We start from the raw sequence: 18,547 nt of genomic DNA on the forward strand, positions 1-18,547 counted from the left end.
CAGATGGAAGAGACAAACAGCACAGGTTTTAAGCCCAAAAAAAGTGTAGCACTCTCTGGCGTAGCAGCTGGTAATACGGCTTTGAGCACTGTCGGAAAAAGTGGTAATGATCTGCATTATAGGGGCTATGATATTTTGGATCTGGCAAATCAGGCAAGTTTTGAAGAGGTCGCTTATTTACTTATTTATGGAAGTCTACCAACACAGGCCCAGCTCGTCAATTATCAAAGTCAGCTGATCAGTCAACGTGGTCTGCCTATTACTGTTCAACAGGTCCTCAAGCAATTGCCATCGACGGCACATGCCATGGATGTTTTACGGACTTATGTTTCTTTTTTCGGCAGTGTTTCGCCCGAGAAAGACAGTCATCCCGTTGCTGGTGCCCGTGACATTGCAACTCGCCTGATGGCTTCGATGGCCTCAGCACTGTTATACTGGTATCATTTTAGTCAGCATGGACGTGAGGTGCAGGTAGAGACAGCAGATGCAACGTTGGGCGGTCATTTTTTGCATCTGCTACACGGAAAATCGCCATCGTCTTCTTGGGTAAGAGCGATGCAGATTTCACTCAATTTATATGCCGAACATGAGTTTAATGCATCTACATTCACCGCTCGGGTAATTGCCGGTACAGGATCAGATATGTATTCCTGTATAGCAGGGGCAATAGGTGCGCTACGGGGGCCTAAGCATGGCGGAGCCAATGAGGTCGCTTTCGAAATTCAGAGTCGTTATGCAAATGCTGATGAGGCGGAAGCGGATATCCGGAAGCGATTGGCAAACAAAGAAGTCATTATTGGTTTTGGCCATCCTGTATACACAATCTCGGATCCAAGAAATCAAGTGATAAAACAAGTGGCAAAAGAGCTGTCGGAAGAAGCGGGCGACATGACGCTCTACCTGATCGCTGAGCGGTTAGAAAAAGTCATGTGGGAAGAAAAGAAAATGTTTCCGAACCTGGACTGGTATTCTGCAGTGTCCTATCATATTATGGGCATTCCAACGGAGATGTTTACGCCGTTATTTGTACTCTCACGTATTACTGGCTGGTCAGCGCATGTTTTCGAGCAGCGCCAGGATGGAAAAATTATCCGGCCAAGTGCAAATTATATTGGTCCTGAGGACAGACCTTTTGTACCAATTTCCGAACGGTAAATTTGGATCGGGAAAAGGCGTTAAAAGGTGCTTTTTGAACAGGGGGCTTTAAGGAAGAATTTAGCGCAGGAAAAAACGAATTATATTAATAAATAGAACGAGAGTCTTATACGAAATACACGAATGAGTTCAGCAATATCAAATGAAAGACCACAACCGGATCAGGTTTTAGTGGACATTGTGGACTATGTCCTAAATTATAAAATTGAGGAAAAGGTCGCTTGGAATACGGCGTTTTACTGCTTTCTTGACACAATAGGCTGCGGCTTGGAAGCATTAACCTATCCTGCCTGTACTAAATTGTTGGGGCCAGTTGTGGCTGGGACCATTGTGCCGAACGGTGCTCGGGTGCCGGGTACAGATTTTCAATTGGATCCCGTTCAGGCAGCATTCAATATCGGCACGATTGTTCGATGGTTGGATTTTAATGATACCTGGCTGGCAGCAGAATGGGGCCATCCATCCGATAATCTGGGGGGAATTTTAGCTGTGGCAGACTGGTTGAGCCGAACGAATATTGCGAATGGTCAAAAACCGCTGAAGGCTAGGACGGTACTCGAGGCGATGATTATGGCTCATGAGATACAAGGTGTTTTAGCACTTGAAAACTCGTTTAATAAAGTGGGGCTAGACCATGTTATTTTGGTGAAGGTAGCTTCAACAGCGGTCGTGGGTAGGCTCATTGGCCTCACAAGAGAAGAGCTGCTCAACGCGGTTTCTTTGGCTTTTGTCGATGGGCAAGCTTTACGCACTTACCGGCATGCACCAAATACCGGTAGCCGAAAATCTTGGGCAGCCGGCGATGCAACTTCGCGTGCTGTCCGATTGGCCTTGATCGCAAAAACTGGAGAAATGGGCTATCCATCTGTTTTGACAGCACCAGTTTGGGGATTTTATGATGTGTCTTTTAAGGGAAATCCATTTAAGTTTCAGCGGGGATATGGATCTTATGTGATGGAAAATATTCTTTTCAAAATTTCATTTCCCGCAGAATTCCATGCACAGACAGCAGCGGAAGCGGCTATGCAACTTCATCAACAACTGAAAGAATTTGGAAAAAGCAGTTCAGATATCGCCCGTGTAACCATTCGTACACATGAAGCTGCTATCCGGATTATTGATAAAAAGGGACCTTTACATAACCCTGCAGACCGTGATCATTGTATCCAATACATGGTGGCTGTTCCGTTGATCTTCGGCCGTTTGACGGCTGATGACTATGAAAACCATATCGCTTCGGATCCAAGAATTGATGCACTGCGCGATAAGATCTCCTGCGTGGAAGATGCTCAATTCACTGCTGACTATCACGACCCACAGAAACGTGCCATATCAAATGCTTTAACAATTGAACTGATTGACGGCACAATATTGCCTGAATTGGTCGTTGAATACCCGATAGGCCATCCTAGACGTAGGGCGGAGGGAATCCCTAAATTAATCGAAAAATACAAAACGAATCTTGCTCGGGTATTTTCCGAAAAACAGCAAAAGGAAATACTTACAGCTACTTTGGACTACGATACTTTTATCGAACAGGATGTTTCACAGCTGATGGATTTGTTTGTGCGCTAATGATATGGAGAGGACGGGGTGATCAAACTATTTGTTTGTCACCCCTGCTTTCGTTTCTATTACAGCGTTAACTACACCAAATATTCTTTTTGAGGTTGCAACCTTTTGTTTTTATGATTACCTGATACTTTAATGCACTTAAACAGCTCATGCACGCTTCTTTAGTCGAAAGAACATAGATTGGCTAATCTATCGCCAATTTGAGTCAAAACCACTATAAAATCTGAAATTCTTTTTTGCCAGTTCTCTTAAAGATTCTGGTATTTCCCATTGCTCACCTTTGGCCTGAAAGTCTTCGCATTCCGCAATGAAAATAGGAAGCGTTGTGCGGTCGATATGTCCAAATACGCCACCTGTATAGGATGCATACCCTACACCTAAAATAGAACCAATATCGCCATCGATGGGTTGATTGAGTACGCCTTCTGCGAGACACCGATAGCTGTCCAATGCCATGACATGCAACAACCGTTTCCGGATAATTGAAGGTGTTACATTTTCTTTTGCAGCTGCAATTACAGGGTTTTTCCAAATGGTTTTCTTTTTGGTTTCAATGTCATAATCGTAGAACCCGGCGCTTGATTTTTTTCCTTTTCTCCCTTGATCAACCATATCTTTGAGGTTATTGTAAGCGCGCTTTTGACTGGCATGAAGTTGTGGGAGTTGATCATAAACATGGAGCATCAATTCCAATGATATCTCATCCAATACTGCCAATGGGCCCACGGCAAATCCTGCAGCCATCGCTTCCTCTTCGACCAGTGTCGGTGAGATGCCTTCCAGTACCATTGTAATACCTTCGAGTAAATAATTGAAGAAAATACGCGAGGTGAAAAAGCCCGGACCATCCTGCACGACTATTGGAATTTTATTGAGGCGTAAAGCTGTGCTAAGTGCTTTCTCTAAGGTTTTTTGCTCAGTTTGTTTACCGCAGATGATTTCGACAAGGGGCATGCGGTCAACAGGGGAAAAGAAATGCATCCCTATAAAATTTTTAGGATCGTTGGTTGCTTTAGCAAGCTCAGTAATAGGCAATGAAGTGGTATTTGTAGCGAAAAAGCCATTTTCGTCTAAATAGGGTAGGCTTTCTTTTGTCACCTCAGCCTTTAGATGAAAATCTTCAAATACAGCTTCAATAATGCAGTCAGATCCATAAAGGTCATCGACTTGGTTAGTTGGTTTTATGCGTGCAAGCAATTGCTCCCGTTGTGATGGGGTCATGGCCCCTAAAGCCAGTAATTTTTCACAAACCTGGCTAGAATAAGCTTTGCCCCGTTCGGCTTGGGGAAGTGTAACGTCTTTTAAAGCAACTTCTATTCCTGCTCTGGCGGCCTCATAAGCAATTCCCGAGCCCATCATTCCGGCGCCCAGTATGCCTATTTTTTTTGGGCTATAGTCCCCAATATGTTTTATTCTGTTGGGTGATTTTGCCAATTGGACAGCGTAATGAAGTGTACGGACCATGCTGAGTGGCTCGGGGCGATTTAAGACTTGCAGGTATAAATTTGCTTCCTTTTCGGCGGCCTCAAACGGTGTACATAATAGTCTTCTTTGTAATAATTCAATAACTGCGTTTGTACCGGGGTATAAACCGCGTGCTTTTTTTTGGATGGTGAGAATTGCCTCGGGCGTCAATTCGTCCATTTGTTCTGTGTGATGGCCAGCATTGGTACTGGGTAGATTAAGTATCCAGTTTATTGCCAGTGATAGGCTATCGCTGGGATTCTGCGTCAATTCATTGATTAAGCCAAGTTTATGGGCTTCTTCACTGCTCAGAAGTTTGCTTTGTGTCAGCAGATTTAGGGCATTTTCAGTACCTATCAACGCTGGTAAATAGATCGTTGTACCAAAAGCTGTAAACAAACCATACTTACTCTCCGGAAAGCCAAACAGAAGTTTTTCGGAGGCAATACGACAATTAGACCACAGCATGGTCGCTAAGGCAATAGCTGTACAATTGTCTGAAACAAGAGATACAATGGGTTTTTTAAACGTTTCCCAATGCAATACTTTTGATGTAAGCTTGTATAAGTCCGAAGGTCTTGAGCGGCTTGAAGAAAACTGCTCAAATAATTGGGTATATTCGATTTTTTTGTCTTGAATCGGGCAGCTGTATACGACACCTATGGTATCTTCCCGTTCGAGAATGAACGTAACCAAATCAACAAATTGCGTGAGATAGTCTATAATATCCAACTGCTCGGGAGCTGCTGTCGATATAGGATGGATTGTAATGATGTGATGATTATCCTGTTCTACACGAAAGAGCGTGTGGGTCATATAAGATTTATTTTCATCCATTGTACTTGGTGATAATTTTTAAAAAGCTTTCTATTGTTTGGACTTTCCTGATTGATAAGTCACATGATCTATTGTCATTTTCGCGATAATTTCAAGCATGATTTCTGAGGTTCCCCCGATGATTGTGCCGACACGGACATCGCGATATAAACGTGCGATTTTATAATCTTCTGTAAACCCATAACCACCAAATAATTGGAGACATTGGTTTACAACATTGACGGCGAGCTCACTCGCTTGTAGCTTCGCTATGGAACATTCTTGGACAGCATATTCGTCTAGGTCCTGGAGATCACAACAATGGTAGACAAAGGCTTTCGTGGTAGCGATATCTGCTGCCATTTGTGCGATTCGGTGCCGTATTGTTTGAAATTCCTGGATTTTTTTTCCAAAGGCTTCACGTTGTGCGATATAATCAAGTGTATACTGAAATGCCGATTCTGCGGTAGCGAGACTATGAATAGCTGCGGTAAGCCTTTCCAATTGAAGTCCATCCATTAAATAGCGAAATCCTTCTCCCTCTAAGCCGATGAGATGAGAAATAGGGACTCGTACGTTATTAAACCCTAGCTCCGCAGTGTCAGAGGCGTGCCAGCCTAATTTATTGATTTTGCTTGACGAGACTCCAGTTGCATTTCTGTCAATAAGTAATAAGCTTATACCTTTTGTTCCCTGGTCAGAAGCAGTTTTGACTGCTGTAATAAAGAAATCACCATAATAACCGTTGGTAATAAATGTTTTAGATCCGTTGACAATATAAAAATCACCATCCCGGACAGCTGTTGTTTTGATTTGCTTTACGTCAGAACCAGCCCCGGGTTCAGTAATAGCAACAGCACTGACCATATCACCGGCAATAACCGGTTTAAGGTAGCGCACTTTCAGATCTTCTGATCCATATTTCAGTAGGTACGGAGCCGACATAAACTGAATGACAAGCGCCGAAATGGTAAATCCTCCAGAAAAACAATAGGATAATTCTTCGCAGAGTATTAAGGAATAATAAAAATCGAGTTCTAGTCCACCATACACTTCTGGGTAATTGAGTCCCATCAACCCCATATCACCCATTTTCTTCCACACATTTCGGTCGATCTCGCCCCGTTTTTCCCAATCATCGACGTAGGGTGTAATTTCTTTTCGAATAAATGTGCGAAGTGTATCGCGAAAAATCTGATGTTCAGCTGTAAACTTGATTGTCTGCATAATCGTTTATCTTGCTTTTGGTTATCTTATGTCAGGCGGTCTTTTGAATGACCGTCTAGTAGGATTTTATCTAAACGAATTTAACGAAAAGCCTTGGCTTTTTGCAAATTTTTATTCTTTATTTTTCGTTCAATTGGTTAAGTAGGGAAGTTTTTGCGCTATTTTTTTTCTATTTATTCTGTTTTGATGAAAAAAATAAAACCGACTTGTTGTGGGTTATCTGTTATATTTTTTATCTTTAAGATGAGGAAGGGTTGTTGGGGAATATGCTAGCGATAGGCCTTCAAAATTTTAGCAGAACAATTATAAACTTTTTATATCATGTCAAAGAGTGTATTTATCGTTGCAGCGAAACGCACACCAATTGGAAGTTTTGGGGGTGCCTTGTCATCTATTTCGGCGCCAAGTCTCGCGGCCCAGGTTGTTGGGGCTGTAGTTGATGAGGCGGGTATTTCCCGCGATATAGTGGATGAGATTATTATTGGTGCTGTTTTGCAAGCTGATTTGGGACAAGCGCCTGCCCGACAGGTAGCGCGGTTAGCAGGTTTGTCGGATCATACCGCTGCAACTACCCTTAATAAAGTATGTGCTAGTGGAATGAAAGCAATAGCTGTTGCTGCGCAAAGTATTCTATTGGGAGATGCTGATATAGTGATTGCTGGTGGGATGGAGAGCATGAGTAGGGTGCCATATTATACGAATAGTATGCGTTGGGGAGCCAAATTTGGAGCCCAGAGTCTGGTTGATGGTTTACAACGTGATGGTTTGAGCGATGCTTATTCGAATGATGCAATGGGAATGTTTGCAGAGTTGTGTGCCGAGAAATATCATATTGGCCGTGAAGCACAGGATGCTTATGCGATAAGTTCCTATAAAAGAAGCCTAGACGCGTGGCAAAAAAATAAGTTTTTAAACGAGGTTCAACCTATAACGATACAAAGTCGTAAAGGAGACGTCGTCGTTTCGCGGGACGAAGAGTTTTCGCAGGTCAATTTTGATAAGATACCCGAGCTTAAGCCTGCCTTTAAAAAAGAGGGGACTGTAACTGCCGCAAACGCATCGACAATAAGTGATGGGGCTGCTGCGGTGCTGCTCATGTCTGGCGAGAAATTGGAAGAGCTTGGACTTGTCCCCTTAGCAGAGATTATTGCTTATGCTGATGCTGAACAGGCTCCGGAATGGTTTACGACTACACCGAGTGTAGCCACAGAAAAGGTGTTAAAAAAAGCGGGATTGACACTAGAAGACATTGATTATTTTGAATATAATGAAGCTTTTTCCGTGGTGGCTTTGGTGAATGCACAAATTTTAGGTTTACCCATGAACAAAGTAAATGTTTATGGAGGAGCGGTATCTTTAGGGCATCCATTGGGATGTTCGGGCGCTAGAATTGTTGTAACACTCAGCAGCATATTAAGACAGGAGGGGGGATCAGTGGGACTGGCAGCGATATGTAATGGTGGCGGTGGTGCCTCGGCAATGATTATTAAGAAGATTTGATGCTTCTTCCAGATAAGATTGCTTTAATTTTATCTGGAAGAAGCTCAGGCTTATCGAATTCGGTTGTTTTTAACCACATAGCTTCCAGGGAACTTATTTAATGTGTTATCGAGTTGTCTATCTACTCTTCATATAGACGACTTGCTTCGACACCATGGAGTGCAAGCTCCGATTCGATTTCTGTCGGATTTAATCGAATACCTTCTATGGTTAACAGATTATAAATAGAATCCAAGTCGATTTTCCATTCGTGGATGCCATTCAGTTTTTCAACAGCTTGTTTAATTTTGTCTACAAGACTGGGGTGTTGTGCATTAGTTTCGAAAATGAGCTTTTCCATAGTGTTTCATATTAGGCCCGATTAAAAATCAGGCGGGTTTAACCAAAATAGCGTAGACAATCATTTGATCGGCTAATTACAATAGTCTCAATATAAGGATAATAATCTGAAATTAATGTTTTAAAGTGACTAAATTGTAATGAAACTGTTAATTTTTGTAATAAATAGATGGGAATTTCACAGTCGTGTATTTAGTCCGGGGACACTCAAATTTCATTTTATCGCAAACGATAAATGGTTTGGTCAGTCGGGTTTTCTGAAGCTGCTTTTTCGTTCATAATAAAATTTTAACTAAGTTTGGATGAACATGACGACTGAGATCTCGAATATAATCATTCTGTTATTGCTGACTATTGTTGCTGTAATATTGGCTTTGTACCTCTTCTTAAGACAAAAATACCGGAAACTTGAGGTAGAAAATAGACAACAAAAAGAGCTTTTTAATCGTATGGACAATCAAAAGATAGAACATTTTCATCGGGCTCAATTAAATCCGCATTTGCTTAAAAATTCGTTAAACGGAATACTTTCGCATGCTTATCAAACCTATTATACGATGGACAAATTGGCCATGGTGTTAGACTACGTTTTATACGAAAGTGAAGATGAACTTGTTTCACCGAAGGCTGAAATTGAATTTGCACGTAATCTTATTGAGATAAATAAAGTAAAACTGAGCCCCTTATTTGATATCCGCGTTAAATTTGACATTGATGAACTAAATAGTTCCTTGTTGAATACACCTTCATTGGTTCCTTTGATGTCTGTGGATTTAATTGAAAACGCATTTAAACATGCAGATTTCCATGGCCCTGATTCTTTTATTTCTATCATGCTGACCTTTAAGAATGGTTTGCTGGAGCTCATTGTAAGCAATCGAATTTCAAAACGTTCACCCCTACAAAAGGCCAAAAGTGGAATAGGCAGCAAAACTTTGGAAGAGCGGCTCATGTTGTACTATCCCGGTAGACATCAACTGCGGCGGTTTGTAGAAAACGATGTCTATACTGCCAACCTTCAAATCAGATTGTATGCGGATTGAAAGAAATTTGAAATGTATTCTTTTGGATGATGAAATACCAAGCTTGAGGTTTCTGAAAATGCTCTGTGAGCAAATTCCAGGGGTAGAGGTGGTGAAAACCTTTAATGAACCAGCAGCATTGTTGAGAGAATACCGTTCACTAAGTTTTGATTTTTGTATTCTGGATATTGAAATGCCGGAATTTAATGGATTTGATGTCGCCAGAGAACTCAAGGATTTTCCGATCGTGTTTTCTACCGCATATAAACAATATGCGAGCGATGCTTTTGATATTAATGCTGTAGATTACATGCGTAAACCACTTTCTCTGCAACGTCTTCAACAGGCCATTATGAAGGTGGAGCAGCTAATCAGCAAGCGAGCTGAAACTGTCCAGTTTGCGCAATTTAATACAAATAAAGGAAAAACAGTATTGTATTTCGAACAGATTAACTATGTGCAAATAGCTGAAGTAGACAGCCGCGATAAAACAGTTTATTTGGCAGATGGTTCGTTTATTTTATTGAAAAATATAAGCTTTGATAAGCTGATGGAGATCTTGCCTGAACAGGATTTTATCCGTATCAATAAAAAAGAAGTCATTGCAACCAAGATCGTCAAGTTTTTCTCCGCGGATGAAATTATAAGCAATTTGTCGGACGACCAAGATCTACCACTTCTTTTTAATTTGGGCGAATCGTACAAGAAAATGTTTTTCGAGAAATTCAGTTGATTACAAAATTCATTTGGTTCATTACATATTTTCGTAGACCTACCTGCTGAAAGGCATTAAAACTGCAACGGAATTATATTTTTGTTGAGACTGTATTTTATCTCCCCTTATTTATTTGAGTATTGGTCGGGGACTTAGTATGCTATTGTCATTATATTTATTTTAATTGCTATTGGAGATGAGGAAATATAGGAATACAATTTTCTACGTAATTTTGGTTGGTACATTACTTGCCGTAATGTATTGTGTGATTCATTTGGGGGCACTGCTGGAAGCTCCAGAGCTTCTGCGAGGGGAGAAAACAAGTCAAGGTGCCTGGAAGGATTTTACATCAACTTTATTCCATAGTCTGCAGCATCCGTTAGCGATATTATTGGCTCAAATCGTGACGATCATTATCGCGGCACGTATTATGGGCTGGATTTGCATTAAGATTAAGCAGCCTGTGGTAATCGGAGAGATGCTCGCCGGTATCATATTGGGACCATCATTGCTGGGGCTCTATTTTCCGGAATTTTCGCATACACTTTTTCCTGTAGAGTCGCTCAGTAATTTGCAGTTTTTAAGTCAAATTGGGCTGATCTTATTTATGTTTATCATTGGAATGGAGCTGGATCTGAATGTGCTGCGAAATAAAGCGCATGATGCCGTTGTCATTTCTCATGCAAGCATTGTGATCCCATTTACGTTGGGAATTTCATTGGCTTATTTTTTATATCTATTCCATCCACCTACAAATGTAGAGTTTCTATCCTATAGCTTGTTTATTGGTATTTCCATGAGTATCACCGCATTTCCTGTCCTTGCCAGAATTATACAGGAAAGAGGATTGCAAAAAAGTAAGCTAGGTGCAATGGCGATTACCTGCGCGGCTGCAGACGATATTACGGCTTGGTGTATACTCGCTGTCGTAATTGCAATCGTCAAAGCCGGTGATTTCGCCAGTGCGTTGTATACAATAGCGCTTGCTGTTGCTTATGTGCTCATTATGATTAAGATCGTGCGCCCATTTTTGATGCGCGTTGGAGAGGTGAAAGGGAGTAAGGAAGCTTTGAGTAAACCTGTTGTTGCTATTTTCTTTATTGTGCTGTTATTGTCTGCTTATGCAACCGAAGTAATCGGTATCCATGCGCTTTTTGGTGCATTTATGGCGGGAGCAATCATGCCCGAAGGAAGTCGATTCCGAACAGCATTCATCGAAAAAATCGAAGATGTCTCTACTTTGTTGTTGTTGCCTTTATTTTTTGTCTATACTGGACTGCGTACGCAGATCGGTCTACTTAATGATCCTCAGTTATGGATGATTACCGTTGGTATTATTTTGGTCGCGGTTATTGGGAAATTTGCCGGTAGTACATTGGCGGCGCGTTTTGTCGGTCAAAGCTGGAAAGATAGTTTGAGTATCGGCGCGTTAATGAATACACGGGGGTTGATGGAACTTATCGTCCTCAATATTGGATACGATCTTGGCGTTTTAAGTGCTGAATTATTTTCGATGATGGTCGTTATGGCCTTAGTGACCACCTTTATGACAGGGCCATCCTTAGATCTCATCAATTTTCTCTATCGACCAAAGAAGAGTTTATTACAGGAAGATCTCCAGGATAAATCAAAATTTAAGATTCTATTGTCTTTTGCGAAAAGTAATACCGGGATTTCACTGTTGTATCTGGCTGATGCATTAACCTTAAAATCAAAAAAGAATGCTGAAATTACAGCTTTACATATTGAACCTGCCAACGAATTACATCATTACGAAGTGGAAACTCAGGAGTTGGATAGTTTCCGTGAAATCAAGCAGGTAGCACAGCAGCTCGAGCAACCTATTCAGACAGTCTTTAAAATCTCCAGTGATATCGACAGTGAGATTGTTCAAACTTCCAACGAACGCAATCAGGACTTATTACTGTTGGGCGTTAGTGAATCAATTTATGAAGGAAGCTTACTGGGACGTTTTTTAGATTTTACTACCCGGATTGTGAATCCCGAAAAGTTATTCCATACGGTTACAAATGCCGAATCTCCTTTTATGACATTTGATAGAAATCAACAGATCAATGCCAAAGTGAACGCGATGGTAGGGATTTTGATTGATAAAGACTTTGTGAAGGCGAAGCGAGTGATTGTTCCCGTCGTCTTAAAAAATGATGAATTTCTGTGTGAAATGATAAAACGTCTGATTCAGCATTCAGATGCTCAGATCATAGTTTGGGATCTCAATCAAGTGCTGAAAACCAATGAAAGCTTCAAGGAGAAATTGAGGCAATTGGAACAGCTTGTTCCAAACCACCTTACAATAACGGAAAAAGAGTTAAACAGTGATACCTGGCAGGACCAGGACTTAATGTTGATCAGCCTGCCTAGCTGGAACAAAATTGTCAATAAAAAAGTACATTGGCTTCCTTTCACGCCATCTACACTGTTGATGGCGGATCGCAAACCATAAATAAAACGTAAAAAGCCCCTAAATCAATAATCTAGGGGCTTTTACTTAAGGTGTTATCAAGATCTATTTATTGATCTTTTCTATCTTGATTTTTAGTCCGATCAATTTTTCGATATCAGCCAAATACGGTCTTTCTTCTACATCGCAAAAAGAAATAGCTTTTCCTTCCTGACCAGCTCTTCCTGTTCTACCAATGCGATGGACATAGGTTTCCGGTACATTTGGGAGATCATAGTTGATGACAAGCGGTAGTTGTTCGATATCAATTCCTCTAGCCGCAATATCGGTAGCGATCAAAATTTTCAGATGACTGTCCTTAAATTCACCTAAAGCTTTTTGTCTTGCATTTTGCGATTTATTTCCGTGAATGGCTGCTGCTCTCAAGCCATTTTTTGCAAGCAGCTTAACGATCTTATCGGCACCATGTTTTGTTCTGGAGAAGACAATGGTGCGCTCATGCTTCAGCTTTTTTAAGAGGCTCGTCAATAATTTGATCTTTTCCTTCTTTTCAACAAAAAATACAGATTGATTTACTTTCTCGGCTGTTGAGCTTACCGGGGTGACGTCAACCTCAAAAGGCTTGTGTAATATGCCATGTGCAAATTTACGGATATTGGGTGGCATCGTTGCCGAGAAGAATAAGGTCTGTCTTTTTGAAGGAATTTTGGTCAGGATCTTTTTGATATCATGAATAAAGCCCATGTCCAACATATTGTCCGCCTCGTCCAATATCAAGATCTCGATTTTATCTAGAGAAACTATTTTTTGATTCATTAAATCCAGTAACCGGCCTGGGGTAGCAACAAGAATATCAACACCTTTTTTAATTTCTTTAACTTGCTTTTCTTGGCTTACGCCACCGAAAATAGTACAATAGTTTAGTTTTAGATATTTTCGGTATAAGTTGATATTGTCTCCAATTTGAATGGCCAGTTCACGCGTTGGTGTAAGGATCAAAGCCCTAATCGGCACGAGTTTACCAGGTGTCTTAGTTTCTTCAAGCCGTTGTAAAAGCGGAAGTGCAAAGGCGGCCGTTTTTCCGGTTCCCGTTTGTGCACAACCGATAAGATCGTTGCCTTGCAATACAATTGGAATGGCTTTTTGTTGAATTGCTGTAGGGTGTGTGTATCCTGTTTCTGTTATTGCTTTTAAAAGCGGAGCTATTAAACCGAGTTGTTTAAATTCCATAAATGGTATGTTCGAATTTGTCTTAAATAAAACCTCTGAGAATCCTTTTTATGCTTTTTATTTGAAAACTAAAAGTCTTCAACGGAAAAGTAAAAGATTGCTGAAAAATTGTAAAGGAAGAATAGGAAAAAGAAATGGGATAAGTCATTAAGAATTACCCCATTAACAAGAAAGTGTATTTTTTGGATTACGCCAATTTTACATTTGTAGCGCTGATCCCCTTTGGAGTTCTTTCTACATCATAAGTAACAACGTCGCCTTCAGATACTTGATTTTTAAGCGCAGAAACGTGTACGAAAACATCTGCACTACCATCCTCTGGTGTAATAAAACCAAAACCTTTAGTTTCATTGAAAAATTTAATTTTACCTGTATTCATTATTTTTAATTAAGTGCGACAAGGTAGGCATAATAAATGATTAATCTTTTATTTTTTTTTAATGAATTGTAAAATGTGGTGTGTAACTGAGCGTTTTTTTGAACGGGATATTGATTGAAACAGCGTTAGAAGGAGGAATTTATCGAACAAAAATGTATAATAAAACACGATCTCGCCAAGCAATGTAACATGGTCAACTCATGATGTTGTTATTAATGGTATTATTAATTATTTAGATAAATATTTTTTCTAAATGTTTGTTCTTAGTGAAATTAGTATTAACTTCAACCGCCCCTCCCAAGGGCATGTTTTTCATAGGTAGATGTATGGTCGAGTGATTCTAACTCGACCATTTTTTTCGTTTTTTTCATAGGGTTACGCTAGGTTTGTCTATATATATTTTACAATGCTTTTTGCGAGCACCTAAATTCATTTTTGTATTTTCATCGAAGCAATTTGTTTTTAATAATTAAGAAAGCAGTTCTTATTTAGGGTATTCATCCAAGCGTATGTATTCTATTCGTATTGAGAATTTAGATGATATCCAGTAAAAACAAAACTTAAACCAATATCCAATGAATAGAAAAGATTTTATCAAAACGTCTACTGTTTTAGCGGCATCATCATTTTTTTTTAATGCTAAAGGTTCAAACTTTTTAAATCAATCCATCCGGGTTGGATTAATTGGTGTAAATGGTATGGGCTGGTCTGATTTGAATGCATTGTTAAAGAATGATGGTTTGGTGTGTACTGCTCTTTGTGATGTGGATGAAAATATTCTTAAAAAAAGAGCTGAAGAACTTCAAAAAAGAAATATACAGGTCGAAACGTTTGTAGATTATAAGAAGATGCTCAATAGCTCGATTGTGGACGCGGTCATCATTGCCACACCCGATCATTGGCATTGCCTGCAAATGGTCGATGCCGTAAATGCTGGAAAGCATGTATATGTCGAAAAGCCCATCGGTAACTCCATTGTTGAATGTCAATTAATGGTTCAGGCAGCAAAAAAGAATAAGGCTATTGTTCAAGTCGGGCAATGGCAAAGAAGTCAGCAACATTTTAAGGACGCCATTGATTTTGTTCATTCCGGTAAATTGGGCAAAATAAGATTGGTAAAAGCTTGGTCTTATCAAGGGTGGAAAAGTGCTATTCCCATCGTGCCCGATGAACCGGTTCCCGCAGGTGTACATTATACGGAATGGCTAGGTCCGGCACAAAAAAGACCATTTAATTCGAATCGATTCCATTTTAATTTTCGATGGTTTTGGGACTATGCTGGAGGTTTGATGACAGATTGGGGCGTTCATATGTTGGATTATGCGTTACTTGGGATGAAGGTTTCCGATCCAAAATCTATTATGGCCTCTGGAGGTAAGTTTGCGTTCCCGGACGATGCTGGACAAACACCTGATACGATGACTGCTGTGTACGAGTTTGATGGCTTCAATATCCAATGGGAACATGCCAAAGGAATTGATCTCGGACCTTATAGCCGTAATCATGGCGTCGCATTTATTGGTAACAATGGTACGCTGGTCTTGAACAGGTCGGGCTGGGAGGTTATTCCAGAAAAAGGGAGGATGGAAGCGGTCACTATCCAACCTTCTTTAGATAATGGACTGGACAAACATATGGAAAATTTTGTAGCAGCAATTCGCCAACGTAATCCAGAAGTACTGCATGCACCAATTGAAGTGGGGGCGCATATTGCCATCTTTTCCCAGCTCGGAAATATTGCATTCAGGACTGGACAAAAACTCTACTGGGATAAAGATAAACAGCATTTCACCGATCAGAAAGCAAATAAATACTTAGCTTCGGTTTATCATAACGGCTATAAATACCCAAAAGTATAATGCCTTAAAATTGGTTGTTGATTAATCATTATAATCAACAACCAATGGATCACTGTTTACCAATGGATTATTTCTATATTCCTTGAAGAACGAATTCGTTTGCGAGATCGATCTCTTCGCGATTGATGGTGTGTCCCGCGTCTTGATATACCATGAGCTTTACATTGGCATTCATTTGTGCTAAGATGGATACCGTAGCTTCAACCCGCTCAAGAGGAACATGGAAATCGGGATCGCTCGTGCCAATAAAAATAGGCGTTTGTGCAAAGTCCCCCATGTAATTATCCCTGTTAATTTCTTCACCGATTACCCCACCTATAATTGCTATAGCCCCACCATAGCGCTGCGCATGCCGTGCAAGGTATTCTAGTGTTAAACAGGCACCCTGAGAAAATCCAAAAAAATAGATGTTTTCGGCGAGTATCCCACTCTTTAAAGCTAGTTTAACCGTATGATCGATCAGATCAATTGCGGAACTCAACCAGGGTTCGTTCTCTTGTACGGGAGCAATAAAAGAATAGGGATACCAAGTGTGATTTTTTGCCTGCGGTGCAAGTAGTGCAAAATTATCGACATGAAGATAGGATGACATGCCAAGGATGTCTTCTGCACTCCCCCCACGACCATGGATCATCACAATGGCTTTTTCTGCCTGTTCTAAATTTTTACCAGCTGTTTTAATATTTATTGAATGACTCATTTTATCCTTTCATGTAGGGTAATTTATACCGTTTTTTTAAACCAAACGTCTTGATATAGTTCTGGATGACGATGAAACTGCGCATTTACATAAGGGCATAATGGAACAATTTTCATGTTGTTTTCGCGCGCATGAGCTACCAATTTCTCGAGCAGTATTTTTGCAAATCCTCTTCCCTCATAGGCTTCGTCCACCTCTGTATGGTAAACAACGAGATTACCGTCAATGATAGCGATACTCATTAAGCCTGCTTTGCGTTCATCGGAGAATAATTGAAGCTCTCCACGTTGATTTTTGTCTAATACAATTTCAGTTCTTTCCATAACTTCCTTGTTTGTATAATGATGTTTATATATTTTAATTAATCGATTTTTGGCAATGTCTGTTCAATCTGCGAACGGTAGCTTTCATATTGCTTTGGCAATTTGAGTGCCGATCCTAAGCTGGATAGCGGTTCGTCTACCGTAAATCCGGGATTGTCCGTGGCGATTTCAAATAAGACACCACCAGGTTCACGAAAATAGAGTGAGAAAAAGTAATCTCGATCTATTTTTGGTGTGATATCTAACCCTGCTGAAAGTACCTTTTCACGATACTCCATCAAAACATTGTCGTCCTTTACCCGAAATGCGACATGATGATTTGTACCGGCTGCATTTTTGCCGTATGGCAGATTTTTATCCGCTATTATGTCAACAATGTTAGCCGTATCAATGCTATCCGTTGTTAACCTATAACGATTATCATGCTGTTGTTGGAGCGAATAACCCAAAATATCGGTCAATACTTTTAGCGTCGGATCTGCTTCTTTTAAAGAAAGCGTGATATTATGGAAGCCTTTTAGTGCATGTTCGCCATTGATGTCAGTCGTTGTCCATGCTTTTCTATCATCTTTCGTTTCAATAAACTGAAGCTGCAATCCATCGGGATCATTAAATGAAATTAGCTTCTCTCCAAAAATTTCACTTTCCTGTAAACTAATCTGATGTTCCCCTAAGCGATTTTTCCAAAAATCCAAACTCCCTTGAGGTACGGCATAGCCAATATGAGTCGCCATTCCTGCTCCTGCGGTACCTTTTCCGATACCTTCCCAGGGGAAAAAAGTGAGGATCGTTCCTGGTTCGCCCTGTTCATTGCCGAAGTAGAAGTGGTATGTGCCGGGGTCGTCGAAATTAACTGTTTTTTTGACAAGGCGTACACCCAATACTTTCGTGTAAAAATCGAGATTTCGCTTTGCATTGTCTGCTATCGCAGTAATGTGGTGTAACCCTAATATTTTATTTTCCATATCTGATAATTTTATTTTCTTAACTAATGTAAAGTTACGCCGACCAACAGGGAATTTTATTGAACTAGATTAATAAAAGCAATAATGGCAATTTTGTTTTTTAGGGAATAGTAATTTTCGAAAATATATAAAAAAACACCTGAAGTTGGGGACTTCAGGTGTTTAACCTAACCAATTATTAACCTAAATTTATGAAATGTATATTCTGAATATTATACTATTAACAGTAAATCCAATTATCATGCCAATATTTAATAGTGTAAATGAACTCAGATAAAAGCCTTATATATGGTATAATTTCGGTAAATTGGATTGTACTAATGTGAGGTGGGAATCGAAGACTTCAATTAAAAATAGATTAAAAGATGAAAAATAGAACAATAGTTAAGGTCATGACTTTCTCTGTTTTATTGCTAACGCTGGGCTGTCAGCAGCCACAGACAAATGAATCAAAGGAGGCTGCACAAAAACAACTTGACGAAAACAAAGAGAATAAAAGAATCGTTTTAGATTTTTATCAGCAAATGTTTGGTGATAAGGATGTTTCTGCAGTTGATAAGTACATTTCTCCCGGATATATCCAACATAATCCCTCTGTTGCGGATGGAGCAGCAGCATTTAAGCTCGCTGCGGCGAAATGGTTTGAAGGGCAGCCTAAAACGAAGATTGATGTGCAACACATTGCTTCGGATGGAGATTTGGTCTTCATACACCTAAAGAATAAGAATCCAGATGGTCGTCTTAAATCAACTATTGATATCTTCAGGCTAGAAAAAGGTAAAATTGTGGAGCATTGGGATGCACAGCAAGATGTTCCTAAAAATGCAGCAAACGCACATCCTATGTTTTAAGGATA

General features: G+C 40.1%; 16 protein-coding genes. 8 read left to right on the forward strand and 8 right to left on the reverse strand.

What is annotated here, in order from left to right; genetic code table 11:
- Positions 1 to 3: 3 nt before the first annotated feature.
- Together prpC and OK025_RS18060 are read left to right on the forward strand one after the other, a co-directional pair.
- Complete coding sequence (prpC, locus tag OK025_RS18055; RefSeq protein WP_317665889.1) at positions 4 to 1,155, forward strand: 2-methylcitrate synthase; 1,152 nt, start codon at positions 4 to 6, stop codon at positions 1,153 to 1,155.
- Between the two features lie 123 nt (positions 1,156 to 1,278).
- Complete coding sequence (locus OK025_RS18060; RefSeq protein ID WP_317665891.1) at positions 1,279 to 2,730, forward strand: bifunctional 2-methylcitrate dehydratase/aconitate hydratase; 1,452 nt, start codon at positions 1,279 to 1,281, stop codon at positions 2,728 to 2,730.
- A gap of 189 nt (positions 2,731 to 2,919) precedes the next feature.
- On the opposite strand, the gene OK025_RS18065 is transcribed toward OK025_RS18060, so the two are convergent.
- Positions 2,920 to 5,031 (reverse strand): 3-hydroxyacyl-CoA dehydrogenase NAD-binding domain-containing protein, encoded by a 2,112-nt coding sequence (locus OK025_RS18065; RefSeq protein WP_317665894.1) that lies wholly within the window; start codon positions 5,029 to 5,031, stop codon positions 2,920 to 2,922.
- Between the two features lie 30 nt (positions 5,032 to 5,061).
- Positions 5,062 to 6,237 carry an acyl-CoA dehydrogenase family protein gene (locus OK025_RS18070; protein ID WP_317665896.1) on the reverse strand — a complete coding sequence of 392 codons (1,176 nt, stop codon included), beginning with the start codon at positions 6,235 to 6,237 and terminating at the stop codon, positions 5,062 to 5,064.
- A gap of 321 nt (positions 6,238 to 6,558) precedes the next feature.
- Between OK025_RS18070 and OK025_RS18075 the strand changes: the two genes are divergently transcribed.
- Positions 6,559 to 7,737 carry a thiolase family protein gene (locus OK025_RS18075; RefSeq protein WP_317665898.1) on the forward strand — a complete coding sequence of 393 codons (1,179 nt, stop codon included), beginning with the start codon at positions 6,559 to 6,561 and terminating at the stop codon, positions 7,735 to 7,737.
- Between the two features lie 121 nt (positions 7,738 to 7,858).
- Here the strand turns inward: OK025_RS18075 and OK025_RS18080 are convergent, their stop codons facing one another.
- Entirely contained in the window at positions 7,859 to 8,077 is a 219-nt protein-coding gene (locus OK025_RS18080) for a hypothetical protein (protein ID WP_046672939.1), read from the reverse strand.
- Positions 8,078 to 8,378: 301 nt separating this feature from the next.
- On the opposite strand from OK025_RS18080, the gene OK025_RS18085 reads away from it, so the two are divergent.
- The 3 genes from OK025_RS18085 to OK025_RS18095 all read left to right on the forward strand — a co-directional run bounded on the left by OK025_RS18085 (position 8,379) and on the right by OK025_RS18095 (position 12,277).
- On the forward strand, positions 8,379 to 9,119 hold the full coding sequence (locus OK025_RS18085; protein WP_317665903.1) for a histidine kinase: 741 nt from the start codon (positions 8,379 to 8,381) through the stop codon (positions 9,117 to 9,119).
- A complete protein-coding gene (locus tag OK025_RS18090) occupies positions 9,109 to 9,831 on the forward strand; it encodes a LytR/AlgR family response regulator transcription factor (RefSeq protein WP_317665905.1) in 723 nt (240 codons plus the stop codon). The genes OK025_RS18085 and OK025_RS18090 overlap by 11 nt, the downstream gene beginning before the upstream one ends.
- 178 nt (positions 9,832 to 10,009) lie before the next feature.
- Complete coding sequence (locus tag OK025_RS18095) at positions 10,010 to 12,277, forward strand: cation:proton antiporter (RefSeq protein WP_317665907.1); 2,268 nt, start codon at positions 10,010 to 10,012, stop codon at positions 12,275 to 12,277.
- 63 nt (positions 12,278 to 12,340) lie between these two features.
- Here the strand turns inward: OK025_RS18095 and OK025_RS18100 are convergent, their stop codons facing one another.
- Together OK025_RS18100 and OK025_RS18105 are read right to left on the reverse strand one after the other, a co-directional pair.
- On the reverse strand, positions 12,341 to 13,465 hold the full coding sequence (locus OK025_RS18100; RefSeq protein ID WP_317665909.1) for a DEAD/DEAH box helicase: 1,125 nt from the start codon (positions 13,463 to 13,465) through the stop codon (positions 12,341 to 12,343).
- Between the two features lie 187 nt (positions 13,466 to 13,652).
- Positions 13,653 to 13,844 carry a cold-shock protein gene (locus OK025_RS18105; protein ID WP_046672944.1) on the reverse strand — a complete coding sequence of 64 codons (192 nt, stop codon included), beginning with the start codon at positions 13,842 to 13,844 and terminating at the stop codon, positions 13,653 to 13,655.
- Between the two features lie 575 nt (positions 13,845 to 14,419).
- Here OK025_RS18105 and OK025_RS18110 point away from each other — a divergent pair.
- Entirely contained in the window at positions 14,420 to 15,703 is a 1,284-nt protein-coding gene (locus OK025_RS18110; protein ID WP_317665911.1) for a Gfo/Idh/MocA family oxidoreductase, read from the forward strand.
- 73 nt (positions 15,704 to 15,776) lie between these two features.
- Here OK025_RS18110 and OK025_RS18115 read toward each other — a convergent pair whose 3' ends face one another.
- The 3 genes from OK025_RS18115 to OK025_RS18125 are packed head-to-tail and all read right to left on the reverse strand — an operon-like array spanning position 15,777 to position 17,691.
- A complete protein-coding gene (locus OK025_RS18115; RefSeq protein WP_317665912.1) occupies positions 15,777 to 16,403 on the reverse strand; it encodes an alpha/beta hydrolase in 627 nt (208 codons plus the stop codon).
- 23 nt (positions 16,404 to 16,426) lie between these two features.
- On the reverse strand, positions 16,427 to 16,783 hold the full coding sequence (locus OK025_RS18120) for a GNAT family N-acetyltransferase (RefSeq protein WP_333575029.1): 357 nt from the start codon (positions 16,781 to 16,783) through the stop codon (positions 16,427 to 16,429).
- Complete coding sequence (locus tag OK025_RS18125; protein ID WP_317665915.1) at positions 16,765 to 17,691, reverse strand: ring-cleaving dioxygenase; 927 nt, start codon at positions 17,689 to 17,691, stop codon at positions 16,765 to 16,767. Before OK025_RS18125 ends, OK025_RS18120 begins: the two co-directional genes overlap by 19 nt.
- 365 nt (positions 17,692 to 18,056) lie before the next feature.
- Here OK025_RS18125 and OK025_RS18130 point away from each other — a divergent pair, with 365 nt between their 5' ends.
- Positions 18,057 to 18,542: an ester cyclase gene (locus OK025_RS18130; RefSeq protein WP_317665916.1), complete on the forward strand. Its 486-nt coding sequence runs from the start codon at positions 18,057 to 18,059 to the stop codon at positions 18,540 to 18,542.
- Positions 18,543 to 18,547 lie beyond the last annotated feature (5 nt).

This window comes from Sphingobacterium sp. UGAL515B_05 (genome assembly GCF_033097525.1).
Classification (GTDB): Bacteria; Bacteroidota; Bacteroidia; order Sphingobacteriales; family Sphingobacteriaceae; genus Sphingobacterium.

What these genes read in the sequence shown, in the direction of transcription:
- OK025_RS18110 (WP_317665911.1), top strand. Translation starts at nt 14,420, where the DNA reads ATGAATAGAAAAGATTTTATCAAAACGTCTACTGTTTTAGCGGCATCA.
- OK025_RS18105 (WP_046672944.1), bottom strand. Translation starts at nt 13,844, where the DNA reads ATGAATACAGGTAAAATTAAATTTTTCAATGAAACTAAAGGTTTTGGT.
- OK025_RS18060 (WP_317665891.1), top strand. Translation starts at nt 1,279, where the DNA reads ATGAGTTCAGCAATATCAAATGAAAGACCACAACCGGATCAGGTTTTA.
- OK025_RS18090 (WP_317665905.1), top strand. Translation starts at nt 9,109, where the DNA reads ATGCGGATTGAAAGAAATTTGAAATGTATTCTTTTGGATGATGAAATA.
- OK025_RS18125 (WP_317665915.1), bottom strand. Translation starts at nt 17,691, where the DNA reads ATGGAAAATAAAATATTAGGGTTACACCACATTACTGCGATAGCAGAC.
- OK025_RS18075 (WP_317665898.1), top strand. Translation starts at nt 6,559, where the DNA reads ATGTCAAAGAGTGTATTTATCGTTGCAGCGAAACGCACACCAATTGGA.
- OK025_RS18070 (WP_317665896.1), bottom strand. Translation starts at nt 6,237, where the DNA reads ATGCAGACAATCAAGTTTACAGCTGAACATCAGATTTTTCGCGATACA.
- OK025_RS18080 (WP_046672939.1), bottom strand. Translation starts at nt 8,077, where the DNA reads ATGGAAAAGCTCATTTTCGAAACTAATGCACAACACCCCAGTCTTGTA.
- OK025_RS18115 (WP_317665912.1), bottom strand. Translation starts at nt 16,403, where the DNA reads ATGAGTCATTCAATAAATATTAAAACAGCTGGTAAAAATTTAGAACAG.
- OK025_RS18100 (WP_317665909.1), bottom strand. Translation starts at nt 13,465, where the DNA reads ATGGAATTTAAACAACTCGGTTTAATAGCTCCGCTTTTAAAAGCAATA.
- OK025_RS18130 (WP_317665916.1), top strand. Translation starts at nt 18,057, where the DNA reads ATGAAAAATAGAACAATAGTTAAGGTCATGACTTTCTCTGTTTTATTG.
- OK025_RS18085 (WP_317665903.1), top strand. Translation starts at nt 8,379, where the DNA reads ATGAACATGACGACTGAGATCTCGAATATAATCATTCTGTTATTGCTG.
- OK025_RS18065 (WP_317665894.1), bottom strand. Translation starts at nt 5,031, where the DNA reads ATGGATGAAAATAAATCTTATATGACCCACACGCTCTTTCGTGTAGAA.
- OK025_RS18095 (WP_317665907.1), top strand. Translation starts at nt 10,010, where the DNA reads ATGAGGAAATATAGGAATACAATTTTCTACGTAATTTTGGTTGGTACA.
- prpC (WP_317665889.1), top strand. Translation starts at nt 4, where the DNA reads ATGGAAGAGACAAACAGCACAGGTTTTAAGCCCAAAAAAAGTGTAGCA.